The organism is Idiomarina sp. UBA3162, from assembly GCF_002364475.1.
Lineage (GTDB): Bacteria > Pseudomonadota > Gammaproteobacteria > Enterobacterales > Alteromonadaceae > Idiomarina.
Window position 1 is genome coordinate 16,446 of sequence record NZ_DEYI01000029.1, and the last position, 21,147, is coordinate 37,592.

Below are 21,147 nucleotides of genomic sequence, written 5' to 3' on the forward strand. Positions count from 1 at the left end.
TGGTGCAACCATTAACATGGATGGTACTGCCATCATGCAGGGGGTGGCCACGGTATTCATTGCTCAAGTGTATGGTCTTGATCTTTCGGTTGCTGACTATCTGATGGTCATTCTCACCGCGACGCTCGCTTCTGTCGGTACGGCAGGGGTGCCCGGCGTTGGCTTAATCATGCTCGCGATGGTTCTACAGCAGGTGGGTCTACCGGTTGAAGGTATTGGCTTAATTATCGGTGTCGACCGTTTACTGGATATGACCCGCACGGCGGTGAATGTCACGGGTGATGCCATGGTCAGCTGCGTCGTTGCTAAATCAGAAGGCGACTTCGACGAAGACGTGTTCTACGACAAAGAAGCTGGCAAGAAACTGGAAGAACTGTAGGTCGCGCCTTAGGCGCGACAACCCGTTTCATTTAAATCGATTAAACGGGCATTCCACTGTGAAATTTAAAGTCGCCGTCTGGCGACTTTATTAAATCCGCCTCGACGTCTGCAAAGAAGGCAACACGCTCACTAATATCCTCACTGGAAATCTGCTGCGCTAAGGTTAAATAATCTTGATAATGACGTGCTTCAGAGCGTAGTAACGAGATATAAAAATCGGTTAATGGTTGCGGTAGGTGAGGTGCAAGTGCGGCAAAACGCTCGCATGAACGAGCCTCGATATAAGCGCCACAAATTAACTTATCGATTAGTGCGGCAGGTTCGTATGTACGCACGTAACTGAGCAGTCCACGCGCGTAACGGCTTGAGGTGATTTTGTCATACTCAATATTCATTGAGTGCGCGATTTCAAGGACCTGATAAAAGTGATGCAGCTCCTCTTTTATCAGCAGCACCATTTTGTCAATCAACTCTTCGCTGTAAGGTTTTTCGGCTTTTGGCACCATTCGTTTATTGAGTTTGTTGTGGTCAGCCAGTGCACGCCAATCTCCCACAAGTCGATAGGTGTAGTCTTCGTATGGCTTGAGCCATGCCAGTAACGCCTGCCCACTGGCCTCGTCAACCGCGTAGCGACGGATTAATAGCATGGCGCTTTGGGCCGCTTTAAGCTCACATACCATGTGATCACGCAGAAGCACCGGCAATTGCTCAGGTTGTTTCGCCTTGTCGATCCATGCTTGAGGTGTGGAGCAAGGTAGAAAGTCGTTAATTGGTTCGAGCAACTGGGCTATATCGGAACTCATGTGTGGCATGTTGATGGCTATACTTCGTTTCTAAATAAAGGGATATTTTACGTGCTTACGAGGAAAACGAAAACCTCAACTTGAGCTGGATCGGGTTTTGTTAAAAAAACGTATTAAAAAATATCAGTGCGATCTTGACAGTATGAGAAATGTTCTTGATATTAGTGTAAAGCGTTGAATTTTTAGCCATATCAAGCGTCTAACTGTTTAGCTCAATAATAAAAGGTTAGGCACTACTAACAACGCAACAATAACAACTGGGTATGGTGCGTTTTTCGATGCAAGTTTCGAGGCCCAGCGCCTTACAACAAGGGGAAGCGATTATGTTACTTAATCATATTTGGGGTTTGTATGCTCACCCAATGGAAGAATGGAAAACAATTGATGCACGCCATGAGAGCTTTAGCCACTCATTTACGCATTTATTGTTCGTTGCGCTACTACCTTGCTTAGCTGCTTATTATTCTTCGGTTCACGTAGGGTGGAGTATTGGTGCGCGCGAGTCGATATCACTGACGCAAAGTAGTGGCGTTATGCTTGCGGTCGCTATGTACGTAGGCATCCTTGCCGCCGCGTTTGCGCTAGCTTACCTGGTCTTTTGGATGGCGAAAACCTTTGGTGCCGACCCGACCTTTACACAGTCACTTGAGCTCGCGGCGTACACGGCGACGCCGGTTATCATGTCGGGTATTAGTGCACTGTATCCTGAGCTGTGGTTCGTATCACTGATATTTTTAGCTGGCGTGGGTTATTCAGTGTATTTGCTGTACGCAGGTATTCCAGTACTTATGCATATCCCTGAGGAGCGCGGCTTCTTATATGCCAGCTCGGTAGTCACTGCAGGCTTGATTTTAATGGTTATTTTGATGGTTGCTACCGCCATCTTATGGACTAACGGTTTTGGTCCTCGTTTCATGTCTTAAAGAACACGATAAAATGATTTCTGTACAATAAAAAAGAGCCTTCGGGCTCTTTTTTTATGCCATATAGATACCGACGTAGCTCGTTTGCTGCTGAATTTTCTGTGCGTCATACCAATCGCCTAGCACGATGCGTTTCGCAGGGCGTTCGGGCGCGAGTTCAAAGCAATGAATCGCCGCACGATGTGTATGGCCGTGGATAAGCTGTTGAACTTGGTGATTATTCATCACCTCAACGACGGCATTGTGTTGCGCATCCATCTGCTGCATACGTTGATGGGACAGTTGGCGCTGGGTGCCCGAATTGGCGCGGAGTTTTTGGGCAATACCCATCCGCGTTTTGAGCGGTAAGCGTGCAAGCAAAAATCGAGTGATAGGGTGTTGAATGACGGCGCGGTAGCGTAAGTAGTCACGATCCGCCGTACACAACGTATCGCCGTGCATTAACAGCGTTCGGACGCCGTTGAGTTCGATAACCGTTTCGTCTTTAAGTAACGTGAGTCCCACTTCCCGCGCGAATTTTTTGCCCAACATAAAATCGCGGTTACCGGGCATAAAATAAACATGCACACCGTGGTCTACTAGCTGTTTAAGTAATGCCTTAATGTGCACAGCAAACTCACTCGGGTCGTCGTCACCTAACCAAGCTTCAAACAGGTCTCCGAGAATGTAGAGTTTATCTAAACAGACATTGCGCTTACAAAAGGCCTCGAACGCCGCGGTGATATCCGGGCGTTCAGGGCTTAAATGAAGGTCAGCAATGAAGGCGGTGGTCATGCGTCCTCTTGGACGGTAACGCTTTTGATAATCACGTCTTCAACCGGAACGTCGGCGTGGAAGCCGGCCGTTGACGTTTTGACGCCTTTGATATTATTCACCACGTCCATGCCGTCGACGACTTCAGCAAATACACAATAACCAAAGCCATTTGGCGTTTCGTTTTGGAAATTAAGGAAGTGGTTGTCGTTCACATTGATAAAGAACTGTGACGAGGCTGAATGGGGATCAGGCGTGCGTGCCATAGCGACCGTGCCTGTGAGGTTTGGCTTTGCTGATTTGGCTTCGTTTTCGATAGTGCCTCGAGTGTCTTTTTGCGACATGCCGGGCTCAAAACCGCCACCTTGTACCATGAAGTTATCGATTACACGGTGAAATAGCGTGTTTTCATAAAAACCATCGCGTGCATACTGAAGAAAGTTTTCGACCGTTTTAGGGGCGGTCTCAGTGTGCATGGCTAAGGTGATGTCACCATAATTGGTATGTAAAACAACCTGCATTTTGGGTTCCTTAATACTACGACTAATCGGTCGCTAGTGTACCAGAGCCGACCGTTCAGTGGTATCATTAGTGGTTGAATCATAAAAACTGAATCGGTTTGTTCGTTTTGTCGACTAAAGCCAAATTACGGAGATACTATGGCACTGACACTGTTTAATACCCTGACCCGCGAGAAAGAGACATTTACACCAAGAGAAGCAGGCCGTGTGGGTATGTACGTGTGTGGCGTGACCACATACGATTTGTGTCATATTGGTCATGCACGCACTTATGTCGCGTTTGACGTGGTGGTCCGTTATCTAAGAAAAATTGGTTACGACGTAACTTATGTCCGCAATATTACCGATTTAGATGACAAAATTATTAAGCGAGCAGCCGAAAATGGTGAACCTTTTGACGCATTGACCCAGCGTTATATTGATGAGATGCACCGTGACTTCGCCGCGTTAAACTTGCTGGAGCCCGATGTTGAGCCACGCGTTACACAGCATATGGATGACATTATTCGTATGATTGAATCGCTTGTAACACAAGGCTACGCTTATCAAGCAGACAATGGCGATGTGCTGTTTGATGTATCGACCTTTGATGATTACGGTCGTTTAAGCCGCCAGAACCTTGAGCAGTTGCAAGCGGGCGCTCGGGTAGATGTAGAAGCCAGTAAACTGGACCCACTGGACTTTGTGTTATGGAAAAAGGCGAAGGCGGGCGAGCCGAGCTGGCACTCACCTTGGGGCGAAGGACGTCCAGGCTGGCACATTGAGTGTTCAGCAATGAATAAAGCGCACTTAGGTGAAACCTTTGATATTCACGGTGGTGGGTCGGATTTAACGTTTCCACACCATGAAAATGAAATCGCACAAAGCTGCTGCGCGAATCAAACCAACTATGTAAATTATTGGATGCATAGCGGTATGGTACAGGTGGACGATGTGAAGATGTCGAAGTCATTGGGCAACTTCTTTACCATACGTGATGTATTAAACGCGTACGATGCTGAAACGGTGCGCTACTTCTTGCTATCAAGCCACTATCGTTCGCAACTGAACTACACGCAAGATAACCTAGAGCAGGCGCATGCGGCACTTGAACGACTCTACACTGCGTTGCGCGGGCTTACACCAGAGCAGCCCGATGAGAATCTGCGTTTACCGTACTGGAACCAGTTTACCGATGCGATGAATGATGACTTCAACGCCCCCGAAGCCATGAGTGTGTTATTTGAATTGGTGCGTGAAATTAACAAGGCGCGTGATAATGATGCCGAGCGTGCTGCACAGCTGGCTCATGTATTGATTGAACTCGCTGATGTACTAGGACTTTTACAGCAGTCACCGGAGAGTTTCCTGCAAGGTGGCGCTGATGATGAAGTTGCGTTGATCGAGGCATTGATTGCTCAGCGTAATAAAGCAAGAGCCGAAAAAGATTGGGCCGCTGCCGATGACGCCCGTGACCGTCTGACTGAGATGGGGATTGTGCTTGAAGATGGTGCAAACGGCACGCAGTGGCGACGTTCATAAAAAAGAGAGGAAATTATGGCATTTGCAACCTTGCATTGTGTTGATGAACTTCAGCAAGCCATTGATAACGAACAGACCGATGCGCTGATTGTTATCGGTCATTTTGCGCATATTGAAAACACGCAGTTGAGCGAAGTGATTCGCGCTGCTCAGGGTACAGACCAACGCGTGGGAAAAGAGGCACTGCTGATCAGTGCAAATGATGTGCCTGGCAACCGCATGGTAGTTGCACCAACAGGACCTTTAAACCGAGACTATGACGATGTTCGTCAAGTCTTTGATGCCGCGCATAAAGCTGCAAAAATCGCGCAAGATGCAGGCGCACGTCATCCGGTCATTTTGCTCAACGGTGTTAACGTTGAAGACGAACGTTATCAGCAGGCTTTTCTCGCCGCTTATTTAGGCTTCTGCCAAGCACTTTATCAACCGCTCGAAGCGCGCGAGTATCATGGCGAGGATGAAATCGAACCGACCCGTGATGTGACTTTAGTGGGCTCTTTGGATGCCGAATGGGCTATGGCGATTGAAGCGGGCAAACGTGTTGCTCGTGATTTGGCTGGCACTGAGCCGGAACGCATGGCACCACCGCGCTTTGCCGAGTACTGCCGCAATGCGTTTGCGCACACGGCGGTTAAAGTGACGGTGATTGACGACTTTCAGCAACTCGAACACGAGTATCCGCTTGCAGCCGCTGTAGGGCGTGCATCGGTGAGTGTTGAGCGTCATCGTCCGTGTGTTATCCGTTTAGAATACAAAGGCAGCCAGCCAGAGCGTCAAGTAATGTTCGCGGGTAAAGGGATTGTTTACGATACAGGTGGCGCCGACCTTAAAGTCGGTGGGCACATGGCGGGCATGAGCCGTGATAAAGGTGGTGCGGCTGCAGTGGCAGGATTTGTCAAAACCGTCGCTGAACTTGAACCCGCTAACTTGCATGTGATAGCTGAAATCGGTGCGGTGCGTAACAGCATCGGTTCGGATGCCTTTGTTGCCGACGAAATCATTACGGGCCATAGCGGTAAGCGCGTGCGCATCGGTAACACTGATGCCGAAGGCCGTTTAGTCATGGCTGATTTACTCTCGCACCTGCGTGAGGAAGCGGCGGCAAGTGAGTTACCGAGTGAGCTATACACTGTAGCGACGTTAACAGGCCACGCTGCGTTAGCAAAAGGACCATACACAGCGTTAGTACCGAATGGTCCTGCACGCCGTGGTCAACTTGCGCAGCAACTATTTGACGTGGGTGAAGTATACGGTGACCCAGCCGAAATTTCGTGGTCGCGCCGTGAGGACTTCGATTTTGTTAAAGGTCATACCTTGTGTGATGATTTATTGTCATCTAACAATGGGCCTTCGGCGACGACTGCACGCGGACATCAATTCCCGATGGCATTCTTAGTCGGTGTGTCGGGGCTGGACGCACACGGTATCGATAGCGATAAACCGCTCAGTTATGTGCATGTCGATATCGCCGGTAGCGGCGTTGAGGGAGGCGACTGGCAGCATGGTAAGCCAACTGCAGCGCCAGTGACTTGCTTGTCTGCGCATTACTTAAAGCGTTAAATACGAAGCGCCAACGCATGAGTTTGAAGGTGGGCTACGGTCCACCTTTTTTGTGTTTGTTAATTCATCAATTCGTCATAATTCAACGTTAGCCTTTTACCATGTTGCACATGGAGGCATCTGATATGTTAAACGTTGAACAAGTCGTAAAAGAACGACTTCCCAAGCTTGAGAACAAGCCTTGGCTATATAAACCCACCACTTGGCTTCTTAAAAATTTACTTCACGAAAGCGATATTAAAGACTTCAGTCAGCGTTATCCCAACCTACAAGGCATTGACTTTGTTGAGCAAGTCCTTGATTACTTCAACTTTACTTACTCCTACCGTAGTGCAGAGCTCGATAATATTCCGACCACGGGACGGGTGGTGATCATTGCCAACCATCCGATTGGTTCGCTCGATGGCCTCGCCTTATTAAAAATGGTCAGTGAAGTGCGTAGCGACGTAAAAATCGTTGCCAACGATTTGCTGATGAAGCTGCCACCACTGCAAAGTATGTTGTTGCCGGTGCGGGTTTTTAACGGCCGCACCAGCCGTGATGATGTGAAAGCAATACATCAACATTTACATGACGAGGGCGTTGTTATCGTTTTTCCTTCGGGGGAGGTGTCTCGGTTACGTCCTCAAGGCGTGCGCGATACCCAATGGCAAGCGGGCTTTTTAAAGTTAGCTAAAGCCACACAGTCGGATATATTGCCGATCCGCCTGGAAGCACACAACTCGGCACTATTTTATACCGCATCAATGGTGTACAAGCCGTTAGCGACGTTATTGTTGGTGAAGGAGATGTTTCGCCAACAAACCAAGCAGGTCAGTTGTCGTATTGGCCAGTTGATTCCACATAAAACCATTACTCAGCATCAACACCTTGCCATGAAACAGCAAGTGAAGCTGTTTAAGAAGCACTTGTATCGTGTGGGTAGTGCTAAACCGGCTATCTTGCCGACCTTGACACCGATTTCACGGCCTGAGCCTAGACAAGCACTCAAGCAAGCGATAGAGGCGTGTGAACATTTAGGTGACACGCCTTGTGGTAAAGCGATTTATTGCTACCGCTTTGATGGGAGCTCACCATTACTGCGCGAAATTGGGCGTTTGCGAGAAGTGGCTTTTCGTGCGGTTGGCGAGGGTACATGGCAGCGCCGCGACCTTGATGACCATGACTTGTATTACATGCACCTTATCGTTTGGGACCCAGAGGATCTCGAAATTGCAGGGGCCTATCGGCTCGGTGAGTGTGCGAAGATCATTCAAAAGGTAGGTCCGAAGGGACTTTATAGCCGTCATTTTTACCAATTTGAACGCGGTATGGATGATATTTTTGCCGAGGGTTTGGAGTTAGGTCGTTCATTCGTACAGCCGCGCTATTGGGGCAAACGAAGCTTAGAATACCTGTGGATGGGGATCGGTGCACTGTTAAAGCAGCATCCTGAGTACCGTTATTTGTTTGGCTCGGTGAGCATTAGCAATACGTTGCCCGAGCCCGCCAAGCAAGCGTTGGTTGCCTTTTATCGACACTATTTTCCGGCTCAACAGCGCTTGGCCGTTGCTAATCATGCGTTTCGCGTGACTGAACATCCCGGTTTTGAGCTCAAAGGGGATAGCTATGATGACGACTTTAAAGCGTTAAAGTCGTATTTGGGTGGCTTGGGCGCGAGTGTACCGACGTTGTATAAGCAGTATTCTGAGTTATGCGAGCAAGGCGGTGTGCAGTTCTTAGAGTTTGGTGTGGACCCTGATTTTAGTGACTCAATCGACGGTTTGGTGTTGGTCGATATCAGTCGTTTAAAAGCCCGCAAGCGCAAACGCTATTTGGGCGAGGATGCATAACGTGTCGATTACTGGAAACAAAAAAGCCTCGCTAATGCGAGGCTTTTATCATTTAGGTGACTGCTTTAGTCTTTAAACTGCTTACCGAAGTAAGAGTCTTCTAACCAATGTGGACGCTGCGGATCATTGGCGATTTCTTTACCGATTTCGTAGTTAATATCAGTAAAGCGCGTCGCTGATTCGTAGTTCACTTCTAGGTTGTGAAGGTCATCACTTGGACGGTGGTAGTTCTCAGCGAAGAATTTACCCCACACTTCACCCCCGTCTTCACCTTCAGTGCGTGAGGTAAAGCCGGTCATTAAGAATACCGCAGGGATACCTTTCTTAACCAACGTATAGTGATCTGAACGAGTAAAGATCGCTTGCTCTGGCATCGGATCAGGGCTTTGCTCAATATTGAACTTGGCGGCTGCTTTAGAAACCGTGTCGCCCAGTGTTGAATGTGATGCGCCAAACGCGATAACGTCCGCAAAATCATACAGTAGTACCGGCATATCCAAGTTCACGTTAGCGACGATGCTATTAAGCGGTACGGTTGGGTTATTAGCGAAGTAGTCAGCACCCAATAGACCTTTTTCTTCTGCGGTCACTGCCAAGAACATGATAGAGCGTTTGTTTTCTTGACCTGACTCAACAAACATACGTGCTGTTTCCAACATCACCGACACACCTGATGCGTTATCCATCAAGCCGTTATTGATGGTGTCATCGCTGCTTAAGTCTTTAACTACACCAATATGGTCTGCGTGAGCTGTGTATACCACGTACTCGTCTTTTAACTTCTCATCAGTACCCGGCAATACCGCCGCCACGTTAGGGCTGGTGGTTTCTTCGTGGTTAGACTCTTTAGCTAAAGATACAGAGCCGTTTAGCGGGAACCCTTTTGGTGAAGCGTTTGGATCTTCTTCGATCTGTTTAAAGATAGCTTCCAGCGGCTGTTCAGCACCTTCAAACATCGCTTTACCTGCATCAATATTGACATAGGCAGAGCCCATTAATTGCTGTTCTTCACCTTGAGGTAAGCCATTGGGACCAATCCAAGTCATACGTGGCGTTTTAGTGTAATAAACACTGGTTTCGAACTCGCGTACTTTCTCACGCTCTGGCGTGTGCAATGTAATGATACCGACAGCGCCTTTTTCGCGTGCGATATCACCTTTGATATTAGCCAAGTGCGCACCTTCTTCACTCGGCAAGTCTGCTGGACGACCTGTCAGCATAACAACGATTTTGCCTTCAACATCAAGACCTGCATAATCGTCTAAGCCAAATTCAGGTGCTTCCATACCGTAGCCAACAAACACTAACGGCGCAGTGACTTCGCTTAACTGGCTATAGTGACTTGGGCCTGTAATGAATTGCTTACCAAAAGTAAGCTCTGTTGTTTCACCGTCAACGGTATATGACATTTTGGCACTGTTAGGTACCAATGTACTGATTCTAAACGGGATACGTTGGAAATAGGTGCCATCTTCCCCCGCCGGTTGTAAGCCCATTTGCTTAAACTCAGAGGCGATATACTTAGCAGCGATTTCATGACCACGGCTACCTGTCTCACGACCACGTAGATCGTCACTTGCCAAGAACTCAAGGTGCGCTTTGATGTTTTGTTTTTGCGCACTGACCTCAGTTGCTTGAGAAGCACTTGTATCCTGACCACCACATGCAGCTAGCGATGCAGCTAACAGCGATGGTATGAGCAAGCGTGTTACTTTCATCAGTTAAATTCCCATAGTTGTCTTTGTTATTACATCAACCACAGTGTACCCCACGTCGTACAGAATCACTACCAACTCAGTGAACAAGAGTGTTGCAAAACGTAAACCAGTTATGTAATGTTATATTATCACATTAAACGTTAGAAGCTCTCCCTGAGTAAAAACAACAGTAGGTATGTCTATGAAGTCGTTAAATGCAATTACATTGGCTGTTTTGGCAGCACTTCCTGCCAGCGCTCTTGCTCAAGCGCAACAGCAAAGCAATGATCAAGCTCGGTCAAAGAAAGTGGATGAGACCATCGTTATCCAAGCGAGCCCACTGAATAAAACGGCGCTCGAGAGCACACAGCCAGTCAATATTATTTCTGGCGATGACTTGAAGCAGAAGCAGGCGCATAGCTTAGGTGAAACTCTTGCGCTTGAACCTGGCATTAATAATACGCACTTTGCGACGGTGGCGGGTAGTCCGATTATTCGTGGTTTGGGTGGACCGCGCGTAAAAGTGACTCAAAATGGTTTAGATACCGGTGACGTATCACGTGGCAGCCCAGATCATGCGGTTACTACTGAAACCAGTACTGCAGAACAAATCGAAGTAATGCGTGGTCCAGCAACGCTGTTATACGGTAGTGGCGCGATTGGTGGCGTAGTCAACGTGGTTGACCAGCGTATCCCGTCAGAGCCAGTTTATGGTATCGAAGGTGGCGTTAATGCCAGTTATGACAGTGTTAACAATGGGCGTAGCGGCTCGTATGATATGACGATGGGCAACGGCGAATGGGTGCTTTACGTGGATGCGCATCGACGTTTGTCGGATAACTATGACACACCTGACTTTATTAATGATGAAGGTGAAGTGTTAGACGAAGTTGAGAACAGCTTTGTTGATTCGAAAGGTGGTACTGTGGGTGCTTCTTATCAGTTCGATAAAGGCTACTTTGGTATCTCTTATCAGGGCCTGTATCAAGAGTACGGCATTCCTGGCCATGAGCATCACCACCACGAAGAAGAAGGTCATGAAGAGGAAGGTCATGATGAGGGGCTCGAGCACGCTGAAGAGGCGGGTCCTTTTGCTGATTTGGAGCAACAACGTTGGCAGATAGCAGGTGAACTGCGTGACCCCTTTGCAGGGTTTGAAGCGGTGGAAATGCGCGCAGCTATCACTGACTATCAACACAGTGAAATTGAAGGCGCAACCGTAGGCACTCAGTTCAAGAACCAACAAAAAGAAGTGCGCGTGATAGCTAAACACGCACCGTTAGCTGGATGGACCGGCGCTGTAGGTTTTCAATGGGATATTTCTGATAAAACAGCAACGGGCGAAGAAGCCTTTACGCCCGACACACAACGTCGCAGCCAAGGTGTTTTCTGGGTTGTCGAGCGTGAGATTGGCGATCACCATGTTGACTTAGGTATTCGTCAAGAGCGAACTGACTTGAGCAGCACCGAGTTGACGTTAGACACGTTCAATGCGACATCGCTTTCGGCGGGTTACATGTATCACATTGATGATGCAAGCTCATTATCAATCAACCTATCGCATTCGGAGCGCGCCCCTAGTGCGACAGAAGTATTCTCGAACGGTGAGCACTTCGCAACACGTACTTATGAATTAGGTACATTATACGAGCTACATGATGAAGGTAACGGCGAGTATCATCTGCATCAAGAGAATGCGGATATGGCGCTTGAAACCTCAAATAATATCGACCTCGGCTATCACTACGAAACAGAACGCTTTCATTTACAAGCGAATGTATTCTATAACCGCGTCGATGACTTCATCTATGAACGTTTCACGGGTATTAGTTCAACAGCGATTCATACCGATGAGGACCATGATGAACACGCCGGTGAAGAAGCTCATGACCACGACCATGAACATGACGAAGAAGGTTTAATGGTTGTGCAATTTTCACAGGCGGACGTTAACCTCTACGGTTATGAGTTGGAAGCTGATTATCGATTAACTGATGCTTGGTCATTACATGGTTTTAGTGATTACACCCGTGCCGAATTACGCGATGGTGGTGACTTGCCACGCATTCCAGCGCAACGCGTAGGTACTGAAGTACGTTATCAAGCAACAAATTGGGATGGTGCAATTGGTTATACGCGCTACTTAACGCAAGACAAGATCGCAGCAAACGAAACTGAAACTGACGGCTTTGGCCTGCTAAACGCGCGCGCAAGTTTTTATCCTAATTGGTTAGCACAGTATGGTGCGACTGTTTACGTGAAAGGTGAGAACTTAACTAATCAACTGGGTCGTGTGCACAGCTCGTTTTTAAAAGATGATGCGCCAATGGCGGGTCGTAACTTTAAAGTCGGCGTGTCAGTGACCTTCTAACCTTGTTTATTGACCGCAGAGGCTGAACATCGCGCAGCATCTTTGGTATTCTTGTCGAGTTAAAAAATAAGACAGGAAACCAATGATGTTGCGTTTTTCATTATTAACGGCTGGTGTGATACTAGCCGCATCGGTCATGCAACCGCATGCCGAAAGTAAAGAACTTTCAATTGAGCGAATTTTTAGCTCACCCTCGCTATCTGGCGATTCAATGCGCGCTTTGCGCTTCTCACCCGACGGCCAACGTTTAACCTATTTAAAAGGTCGCCCTGATGATGCCAGCCACTATGACCTTTGGTCTTACGACTTAGCGACTGAAAAACATCAGCGTCTGGTAAATGCAGATGACGTGTTCGCCGGCGAAGAGGTGTTATCTGATGAGGAAAAGGCACGTCGTGAGCGTTTACGTCTAAGTGGTTCAGGTATTGTGAGCTACCAGTGGTCGGCACAATCGGACGCATTACTATTCCCCCTTGCGGGCGACGTCTACTACTATTCATTAGCAACCGGTAAGGCGCGTCAAATCACCCAAACCGAAGCGTTTGAAACCGATGCTAAGCTCTCGCCTCAAGGGCATTACGTTTCGTACATTCGTGAGCAGAATCTTTATGTATACTCGCTAGAAACGGGTCAAGAACAAGCCGTAACGAGCTCCGGCGCGGGTACGATTAAATACGGCATGGCCGAGTTTGTTGCTCAAGAAGAAATTGACCGTATGACAGGCTACTGGTGGGCGCCTGACGAACATAAAATCGCCTTGACGCGGGTCGATGAATCGCCCGTTGATGTTGCCGTGCGTAGCGAAATCTATGCGGACCATATTGACATGATCGAGCAGCGTTATCCTTTTGCGGGCACTCCAAACGTGAATGTCGACCTTGGCGTCGTGAACATTGATTTCAATAATGAGAAGAACCTAGAGTCGTCCATCGCTTGGCTAGGTCTCGACGCATTAGGTGACGGTTATTTAGCGCGAGTGAAGTGGCTCAAAGACAGTCAGCGCTTCAGTTATCAGTGGCAGAGCCGAGACCAACAAAAACTTGATTTACATGTCGTCGACGCTAACGACCAAAGTGATGCCATTATTTTGACCGAGACCAGCGATAGCTGGGTCAACCTCAACGATGACTTGTACTTTCTTGACGATAATAAGCATTTTATCTGGGGATCAGAGCGCAGTGGTTACAAACACCTGTACCTGTATCGCGTCGACGGTGGATTAATTCGTCAGCTGACTTCGGGAGATTGGCAGGTTGACGAGCTCGCTGCTATCGATGAAAAGACGGGGGTGTTTTATTTTACTGGACGCGAGAAGTCACCGCTTGAGCTGCATTTATATCGAAATCAATTGAATACCACCTCACCGGCTACGCCAAGTCGTATTACCGAGCGCGAAGGGATGCACCATATTCAGTTTGCTGCGGACGGTAGTTCATATGTTGATACATTCGAGTCTTATCAACAGCCGCCGCAAATCAGTTTGAATGGCCCCACAGGTAAGCGTCTGACTTGGCTTAAAGAAAACAAAATTGATGAACAACATCCATTAAAACCATACTGGCGCGACTGGTTGTATCCAGAGTTTGGTACCTTAGAGGCCGAAGATGGACAAACCTTATACTACCAACTGACTAAACCAGCGAACTTTGACTCAACTAAACATTACCCAGTGATGGTTTATGTTTACGGTGGTCCAGGCGCTCAGGTCGTGACTAAAGGCTGGGGTAATTACCTAGTACAGTATATGGCGCAGCAGGGTTACGTCGTGTTTAGTGTGGATAACCGAGGCTCGTTTAATCGTGGCAAAGCATTTGAGGCACCTATTTATAAAAATATGGGCACCCCTGAAATTGCCGATCAAATACGCGGTGTCGAGTTCTTGCGCACGTTGGATTATGTCGACCCTGAGCGTATTGGCATTCACGGTCACAGCTACGGCGGTTACATGACGTTGATGGCGATGTTTAAGGCGCCTGAGTACTTTGCCGCAGGCGTTTCGGGTGCGCCTGTGACCGATTGGCGTCTATACGACACGCATTACACTGAACGCTATATGGGGATGCCACAGCAGGGCGATGCGTATGAGAAAGCGTCGGTATTTCCTTATACGGACGGTTTGAGCGGTGACTTGATGATTTATCACGGTATGGCCGATGATAATGTGCTATTCACCCATAGCACAAAGCTGTATAAGCAGTTACAGGATAATGCGCAGCCGTTTCAAATGATGAACTATCCAGGTAAAAAACACTCGCTTAACGGAAAGAATACGCGTATTCATCGTTATCAACTCATTGCCAACTTTTTTCAACAAACGTTGAAGCAATAATAGGTTATACTAGCGACTCTGAAACGAACTTAAACTGTTGAGGAGTCGCTATGCGCTTTTTATCTCGCCGTTTGGTCATGCCTAATGATCTTAACTTTGCTGGTTCTTTATTCGGTGGTCGTATCCTCGAGTGGATCGATGAAGAGGCCTATATTTTTGCCAGTTGCCAACTCGGGGCTAAAAGTTTGGTGACTAAACACATTGGCGCGATTACTTTCGAAACCTCAGCTTTCCAAGGTGATGTAGTGGAGTTTGGTTTGCAAGTTAAATCGGCAGGTCGCACGTCACTCAATATTACCTGTGTGGTTAGAAATAAACACACCAAGCAAAATATCTGTACTGCTGACGATATTGTTTTCGTTCATATTGACCCAGAGACCCGTCAACCGACACCTCATGGTAAAACGAAAGAAGAACTGGATGAGTTTAACTTCGAAAGTTAATACTTATTGATTAAAAAAACGGCGCATCGTTATGCGCCGTTTTTTTGTCCATCGATCGATTGCTTAGATTGGAGAGCCGGGCGGTAGGGCCGCTGGCGCATATCCCGCAGGCCACTGACCTTCAGTTAGGTAATGGTCAAGCTGCTCAGCGAGGGCTTCGACCACCACATGACCCTTTAGCTTGTCCACGAGTGTCGCAGTCGCGTTACGCAATGCTAGACGAACCTCGGGGGCAACGCTCTCATCTTGCATGGTTTCGACAAGTGCATTGGCTGCCGTCACAAGCACGCGTTGGCTCACAGGGTCGTCAGGCTGAGCCTGCCAGTCTTCAAGTAGGGTATTAAATAGTGTATTCACCACAGCAACAGGTGAGGGGACTTCACTCTTAATCGCGTGTTGCTGACTTAAGCGGTTCAGACGCTGCGGATTAAATATCAGCGATAAGCTAAAGCCCGAAGCACTTGCCGCCATGCTCACAGGATCCGGTATCAACCCGGTTCGGCCCTCAAATCGTTCACGATTATCAGAATAGCCGTAAGCCAGCGGTACTAACAATTTTTCAATGCTTCGTGGCACTCGCACTGTATCTGCGCGCACGGTTTCAATCAGTTGATCGAGCGCGCGCTTCTGCGCGGCTGGGCTGACAGGGCCGTAATCGTTTGGCTTTTGATCATTGATGTAATACTGGTAGTTAACGCCTCCTAGCCATTTTACGGCGGCTTCGGTTTGATAACGGTGCAGTAGATAAATTGGCACGAACACTTCTTGCAACTCACTGAGTGCAGCGTCAGAAGGTAGCTGATGCTGGCCAAAGTTATTGAGCACTTGCTTACGCACGTTGAGCAGCCGTTCGAGCTCGGTCACCGCATCACTGCCGTTATCCCATAAATGAGCTGTCGGGTGAGCGCCACCGACGGGGCGGGCGTCGCGATCGGAAATGAAGCTTAAACCGAGCGATTTATTTTGCTGTAAAATGCGGTCGAGTTGCTCTTGCTCACTTGGCATACCGCCGAAATCGCTGTAACCGTATGCGACAACTTGCTTATCCCACTCACCTATCCCGGTATCATAAGCATCATTGAGACTGACTTCACCGTCTGTTGTAAGTGTCACGAGTGGATGTGGGTAGTCCATCACTGACGCGCGGTTGTCAGTGCTCGCCGCAAAGTTATGTGCGATCCCGAGCGTGTGTCCGACTTCGTGGGCGCTTAGCTGGCGAATCCGTGCTAGTGCCATTTGCTCGATTTTTTCTTTGAGTTCTTCGCTATTTTCTTTGTTGAACGGGCCTATTAAACCCTCAGCGATTTTCATATCTTGACGCACGCGCAAAGAACCCAGCGTAACGTGGCCTTTGATGATTTCTCCGGTACGCGGATCGATGACTGAGGAACCATACGACCAGCCTCGAGTGGCTCGGTGTACCCACTGAATTACGTTGTAACGCACGTCCATGGGATCGGCGTCAGCGGGCAACATTTTTACTTGAAACGCGTTTTCATAGCCGGCTGCTGCAAATGCTTGTGCCCACCATGACGCGCCCTCAAGTAAAGCCGATTTCACGGGCTCTGGCGCGCCCGGATCAAGATAGTAGGTGATAGGCTGTTGTGGAGCACTACTCGAAGCGATCGGATCCTTTTTTGCTAAACGATGACGCGGAATGACACGTTGCGCGATGGACTCACCTAAAGGTGCCGAATAGTCGTAATGGGTTTGTGCCCAGAAACCACTATTAGGAGCAAAGGCACGCGGACGATAATTGTTATCGGGTAAACGGATAAAGGAATGATGCAAATGCAACGTCATTGCATCGGCATTAGGTAAAATGGTGTTTACGTATTGCCCTTTACCTTGGCCTACAAAAGTGACTGTTGCTTCTAGCTCGGTGTTATCAGGAAAGCTCTTAGATCGAGCGGGATAAATGACGGAGCGGCTATTGTCGATACTATATTGACCTTGCCCCGTTTGTTGTAAGCGCTCACTCACTCCGTGAACATCAGTCATTAAAAATGGCGTGTAATCGATTAATACCCCGTCTTCACTTGATGCGACAGCGTCAAATCCAAACAGCGTGCTATCGGCAAAAGCTTGCTGCACACTCGCATGCTCCGCTGGGTTTTTATCACCCGCGCGGTATTGGGTATTCTCAGCAACTAATAAAACTCGTTGACCTTGTACTTTAAAGTGAGCCAGTTGAGTTTGTCCCAGTTGACCCCGATCAAGGCCGACATCATTCGAACCTAACCCCCACGGCAAGCTGGTCTGAAAAATAAATGAGTTTTCGGTGTGAGGCACAAAAAGATAGTATTTACCGTGTTGGCTATCGTGATAAAGATCAAAAAAGCCTTCTGCCTTTTCCATCGATTGTGTGAACTCTGCAACACTCGGGGTCGGTTCAGTCGCAGCTGTTGCTATACTTGCTTGTAGCAACGCAATACTGACCCATACAACGCGAATAAAATTTCGCATGTTGGCTTCCTTCTTGTCGTTATAGTTGATCAGCTATTTCTTCGAGAATTTGTGTTGTCCACTGCTCGATACGTTCTTCAGATAAGTCGTACTGCGTGTCTTCGTCAAGGGATAAACCGACGAAGTACTGCTCATCGTCGGTGAGTGCCTTAGAGGCTGCAAAGTCATAGCCTTGATTAGGCCAAAAACCAATGCGCTTGCAGCCTTTGTCGGCAATGGCATCATGCAACATGCCGAGGGCGTCCTGAAACCAGTCGGTATAGCCTTCTTGATCACCCATACCATAAAGCGCGACGATTTTGCCTTTTAAATTGAGCGGCGTAATATCGTCCCAGTGACTTTCCCAATCTTCCTGAAGCTCGCCAAAGTCCCATGTCGATATGCCTAAAATAAGGATATCGAACTGCTCTGCCTCTTTTAGCGGTGTGTCTTTAATGTCAAATATCGAGACAATGTCTTCGCCAATGGCTTGCTGAATTTTTTCAGCGGCAATTTCTGTATAGCAGGTAGTTGAGCCATAAAACAGGCCGATTTGCAACGACATAACAACCTCGTTGGATAGTTTCGATGGGTGCATTGTAGCAAAAACATCGTTAAAATAACGTCTCAGTAATGCGAAAAAAGGTGATTTGATGTCGTTTAATGCGGTAATAGAGCAGTTAGAAAGTGTCTTCGATCAAGTGTATGTCGACGGAACCGATGACGAATTGTTTGCGAGTGGCTATCTACGAGGCCATTTTGACCTCGTTGTTGCCCGCATGGAAATGAACGATGAAACCGATGCGCAGGCCATTATCCCTAATTTGAAAGCCGCTGTGGAGCAAGCTAAACATGAACTCGCACCCGCAGACCAAACGCACGTCAATAATCTAGTTGAGCAGCTCGACACCGTGGTTCGTAGCGTTTAACTTATGTCATCAGGCGTTGTGGTTGCACACGCGACCGCGCGTCTTTTGTTAACGGTACGATTCCGCCACTCAATTGTTCGGCGAGTAACTCGGCGAGCACCGGAGCCGAAGTTAATCCGCGCGATCCTAATCCGCTAAACAGCATCAATCCCGGTTGCAACAGCCCTGCTGCAGGTTGATGGTCAGGTGTAGTGGCCCGTACGCTAACGCGATGGCCTGTTACCGTTAAATCTTTACTCCAAGCTTGTTGAGCGCAATTGGCCAGCGATTCACAGTTCGCCTCATCGGCCGTTGATGAGCTGCTCAAATCGGCTTGATCGCGTTCAAACGTTGCGCCGATACAGTGTTCTCCCTGCTGAGCAGGCACCATATAGCCTTTGTAACATAGCACCGTGGTTAATTGCGCCGTTTCAGCCGATGCACGTACCATCGATATCTGTCCTTTGACCGGTTTTATTTTAAGTGGCGTATCGATAAGCTCAGCCGAGTGATGCCCGGCCGCTAGCACAACCCGTGCCGTTGTATATTCAGCATGCGTGCCTACGATGTTCCAGCTCGGGTTTGAAGCCTTGTCTTGAACGATAGTCATACGCTTGACGGTATCACTAATCCATTCGGGCTGATGGTATTCAAACAAGGTGCGCACGAAGCCCGCAGGGTTAAGCCAGCCCGCACTGGGATATAGCAAACTGGGTTGTTCTACCGCAAGGTGGGCGGCTGATGAACTGTGCTCTGACGTGAGTGACTGTACTGTAGCTTCGCTGTAGTCACATGCTGTGACCTTATTCATGCGTTCGATACGCGCATTATTAAATGCGGGTTGCAGCACGCCTGAGGCAAACCAATAGCGCTCACGCCAAGGCGTGTAATAGCTCAGCGCGGTGGATGTTGCCTGCAAGTAGAATCGACTCAATGGCGTGCGTTCGGCGTGTAGGAGTGGGTATACGGCACCTTGTGGATTACCTGATGCGCCATCAGCTTTACCTTGGCTGATAACACGGCAGGGAATATTGCGTTGGTGCAGCGCCTGCGTCAAACAGGCGCTGGCGATACCACCGCCGACCACGGTAACCGGAGTTAAATTGCGATTGGCTTTTACCGTTTGGCTGGGAAAGTGACCGCAGAGCATTTCACGTTTACGACCAAAACCTTTAACTTTATTAATTGTGAACCCGGCTTCACCGAGTCCGCGTTTGACCACTCCGGCCGCGGTAAAGGTGGCAAAGGTCGTATCGCGATGAGCGCTTTGTGCCATGGTTTCGAACAGGGCTGACTGCCACATCGCTGGATTCTTTGCTGGCGCAAAACCATCAAGGAACCAGGCATCAACCCGCGCTGTTAAACAACTTTGCCACTCTTCTAAGATCGTCTCAACATCGCCAATCCATAAGTCTAATACCACTCGACCCTGGTCAAAAATCAAGCGATGACAACCTGTTTCCGTCGCAGGATAGTGAGCGATTAACTCATCAGCCACTTCGGCGACCTCAGGCAATGTGGTGAGAGCTTGCGCTAACTGCTGTTTACTCAGCGGGTACTTTTCTACAGTGACAAAGTGCAGACGTGTACAAGGTTGTGCATGAGCGCGAAAATTAAGCCAAGTGAGCAAGAAATTCAGACCCGTGCCAAAACCCGTTTCTGTCACAACAAAGTCATAATGAACTGGCAAGCTAGCCCAACGTTCCGGTAATCCATTATGTCTGAGAAATACGTATCGGCTTTCATCGATACCACTGTCGACAGAAAAGTAAATGTCGTCAAATGCTTGCGAGACGGGGACGCCGGCCTCATTAAATTGAATTTTTGCATGATTTGGCATGCTTAACACCATGAATTCTTACTCAATGGTCGCTATAATAACAACTTTGAATCGAATAGTTGATGAGTTTACATCGAGTCATTGACGTCGCTAGGGTTGGCAAGAAAAATTTTAAACAAAGCAGACCACCTGTTGACCCGTTGTTCGTTACCATACAACATAAGAAAAATTTTAATTTATCGGCCCATCGCCAATACAGGAATAAGTAATGAGAAGAGCTGTGATTACCGGACTCGGTATTGTATCGAGTATCGGAACGAATCAGAAAGAAGTCCTTGAATCGCTACGCACCGGTAAGTCGGGCATTGAGCGTTCAGAATCCTTTGCCGAAATGGGGCTGCGTTGCCAAGTTTGGGGTCCTGTGCGTTTAGACGTTAAAGACCACATCGATCGTAAAGCTTTACGTTTCATGGGTGACTCGGCAGCTTACGCCTACATCGCGATGCATCAAGCTATCGAAGACGCGGGTTTGAGCGAAGAAGAAGTGTCTAATCCACGTACAGGTCTTGTCGTGGGCTCGGGTGGCGCATCGGGTGAGCATCAAGTTGCTGCTGCAGATACGCTCCGCGAACGCGGTGTTAAACGCGTAGGACCTTACATGGTGCCGCGCTGCATGGCATCGACCACCTCGGCCTGTTTGGCGACACCTTTTAAAATCAAAGGCACGAACTACTCAATCAGTTCAGCCTGCGCGACTTCTGCGCACTGTATAGGTCATGCACTTGAGCTTATCCAGTTTGGTAAGCAAGACCGCGTATTTGCAGGTGGTGGTGAGGAACTGCACTGGACGCTCGGTATGGAATTTGACGCTATGGGCGCG

At 48.3% G+C, this 21,147-nt stretch carries 17 protein-coding genes; 10 read left to right on the forward strand and 7 right to left on the reverse strand.

Translation table 11 applies throughout. From position 1 onward, the window contains the following. The coding region (locus B2X00_RS03505; RefSeq protein ID WP_290486141.1) for a dicarboxylate/amino acid:cation symporter at positions 1 to 379 on the forward strand (379 nt) is incomplete at its 5' end. Positions 380 to 419: 40 nt separating this feature from the next. Here the strand turns inward: B2X00_RS03505 and miaE are convergent. After that, positions 420 to 1,184 (reverse strand): tRNA isopentenyl-2-thiomethyl-A-37 hydroxylase MiaE, encoded by a 765-nt coding sequence (gene miaE / locus B2X00_RS03510; protein WP_290486142.1) that lies wholly within the window; start codon positions 1,182 to 1,184, stop codon positions 420 to 422. A 323-nt stretch (positions 1,185 to 1,507) separates the two neighbouring features. Here miaE and B2X00_RS03515 point away from each other — a divergent pair, with 323 nt between their 5' ends. Then, positions 1,508 to 2,107, forward strand: coding sequence for a Yip1 family protein (locus B2X00_RS03515; RefSeq protein WP_290486156.1), 600 nt, complete (start codon positions 1,508 to 1,510; stop codon positions 2,105 to 2,107). Between the two features lie 54 nt (positions 2,108 to 2,161). Here the strand turns inward: B2X00_RS03515 and B2X00_RS03520 are convergent, their stop codons facing one another. Continuing rightward, on the reverse strand, positions 2,162 to 2,881 hold the full coding sequence (locus B2X00_RS03520) for a UDP-2,3-diacylglucosamine diphosphatase (protein WP_290486143.1): 720 nt from the start codon (positions 2,879 to 2,881) through the stop codon (positions 2,162 to 2,164). Beyond that, positions 2,878 to 3,381 (reverse strand): peptidylprolyl isomerase, encoded by a 504-nt coding sequence (locus B2X00_RS03525; RefSeq protein ID WP_290486144.1) that lies wholly within the window; start codon positions 3,379 to 3,381, stop codon positions 2,878 to 2,880. Before B2X00_RS03525 ends, B2X00_RS03520 begins: the two co-directional genes overlap by 4 nt. 138 nt (positions 3,382 to 3,519) lie before the next feature. Between B2X00_RS03525 and cysS the strand changes: the two genes are divergently transcribed. From cysS to B2X00_RS03540, 3 genes are all read left to right on the forward strand, one after another. After that, positions 3,520 to 4,902, forward strand: coding sequence for a cysteine--tRNA ligase (gene cysS, locus B2X00_RS03530; RefSeq protein ID WP_290486145.1), 1,383 nt, complete (start codon positions 3,520 to 3,522; stop codon positions 4,900 to 4,902). A gap of 15 nt (positions 4,903 to 4,917) precedes the next feature. After that, positions 4,918 to 6,462, forward strand: a complete 1,545-nt coding sequence (locus B2X00_RS03535; RefSeq protein WP_290486146.1) for a M17 family metallopeptidase — start codon at positions 4,918 to 4,920, stop codon at positions 6,460 to 6,462. A 125-nt stretch (positions 6,463 to 6,587) separates the two neighbouring features. Beyond that, positions 6,588 to 8,294, forward strand: coding sequence for a GNAT family N-acyltransferase (locus tag B2X00_RS03540; protein WP_290486147.1), 1,707 nt, complete (start codon positions 6,588 to 6,590; stop codon positions 8,292 to 8,294). Between the two features lie 65 nt (positions 8,295 to 8,359). On the opposite strand, the gene B2X00_RS03545 is transcribed toward B2X00_RS03540, so the two are convergent. Then, the gene (locus B2X00_RS03545) at positions 8,360 to 10,012 is read right to left on the reverse strand and encodes a M28 family metallopeptidase (RefSeq protein WP_290486148.1); all 1,653 of its coding nucleotides are present in this window, start codon (positions 10,010 to 10,012) and stop codon (positions 8,360 to 8,362) included. 181 nt (positions 10,013 to 10,193) lie between these two features. On the opposite strand from B2X00_RS03545, the gene B2X00_RS03550 reads away from it, so the two are divergent. From B2X00_RS03550 to B2X00_RS03560, 3 genes are all read left to right on the forward strand, one after another. Continuing rightward, positions 10,194 to 12,362 (forward strand): TonB-dependent receptor, encoded by a 2,169-nt coding sequence (locus tag B2X00_RS03550; RefSeq protein ID WP_290486149.1) that lies wholly within the window; start codon positions 10,194 to 10,196, stop codon positions 12,360 to 12,362. Between the two features lie 85 nt (positions 12,363 to 12,447). Further along, positions 12,448 to 14,691 carry a S9 family peptidase gene (locus tag B2X00_RS03555; RefSeq protein WP_290486157.1) on the forward strand — a complete coding sequence of 748 codons (2,244 nt, stop codon included), beginning with the start codon at positions 12,448 to 12,450 and terminating at the stop codon, positions 14,689 to 14,691. Between the two features lie 50 nt (positions 14,692 to 14,741). After that, positions 14,742 to 15,134 carry an acyl-CoA thioesterase gene (locus tag B2X00_RS03560; protein ID WP_071463501.1) on the forward strand — a complete coding sequence of 131 codons (393 nt, stop codon included), beginning with the start codon at positions 14,742 to 14,744 and terminating at the stop codon, positions 15,132 to 15,134. 63 nt (positions 15,135 to 15,197) lie between these two features. Here the strand turns inward: B2X00_RS03560 and B2X00_RS03565 are convergent, their stop codons facing one another. Together B2X00_RS03565 and fldB are read right to left on the reverse strand one after the other, a co-directional pair. Further along, positions 15,198 to 17,600: a zinc-dependent metalloprotease gene (locus B2X00_RS03565; RefSeq protein WP_290486150.1), complete on the reverse strand. Its 2,403-nt coding sequence runs from the start codon at positions 17,598 to 17,600 to the stop codon at positions 15,198 to 15,200. Positions 17,601 to 17,619: 19 nt separating this feature from the next. Beyond that, the gene (fldB, locus tag B2X00_RS03570; RefSeq protein WP_290486151.1) at positions 17,620 to 18,144 is read right to left on the reverse strand and encodes a flavodoxin FldB; all 525 of its coding nucleotides are present in this window, start codon (positions 18,142 to 18,144) and stop codon (positions 17,620 to 17,622) included. A gap of 88 nt (positions 18,145 to 18,232) precedes the next feature. On the opposite strand from fldB, the gene B2X00_RS03575 reads away from it, so the two are divergent. Further along, entirely contained in the window at positions 18,233 to 18,508 is a 276-nt protein-coding gene (locus tag B2X00_RS03575) for a YfcL family protein (RefSeq protein WP_290486152.1), read from the forward strand. A 1-nt stretch (position 18,509) separates the two neighbouring features. Here B2X00_RS03575 and mnmC read toward each other — a convergent pair whose 3' ends face one another. After that, positions 18,510 to 20,327: a bifunctional tRNA (5-methylaminomethyl-2-thiouridine)(34)-methyltransferase MnmD/FAD-dependent 5-carboxymethylaminomethyl-2-thiouridine(34) oxidoreductase MnmC gene (gene mnmC, locus B2X00_RS03580; RefSeq protein ID WP_290486153.1), complete on the reverse strand. Its 1,818-nt coding sequence runs from the start codon at positions 20,325 to 20,327 to the stop codon at positions 18,510 to 18,512. A 208-nt stretch (positions 20,328 to 20,535) separates the two neighbouring features. Between mnmC and B2X00_RS03585 the strand changes: the two genes are divergently transcribed. Beyond that, the coding region (locus tag B2X00_RS03585; protein ID WP_290486154.1) for a beta-ketoacyl synthase N-terminal-like domain-containing protein at positions 20,536 to 21,147 on the forward strand (612 nt) is incomplete at its 3' end.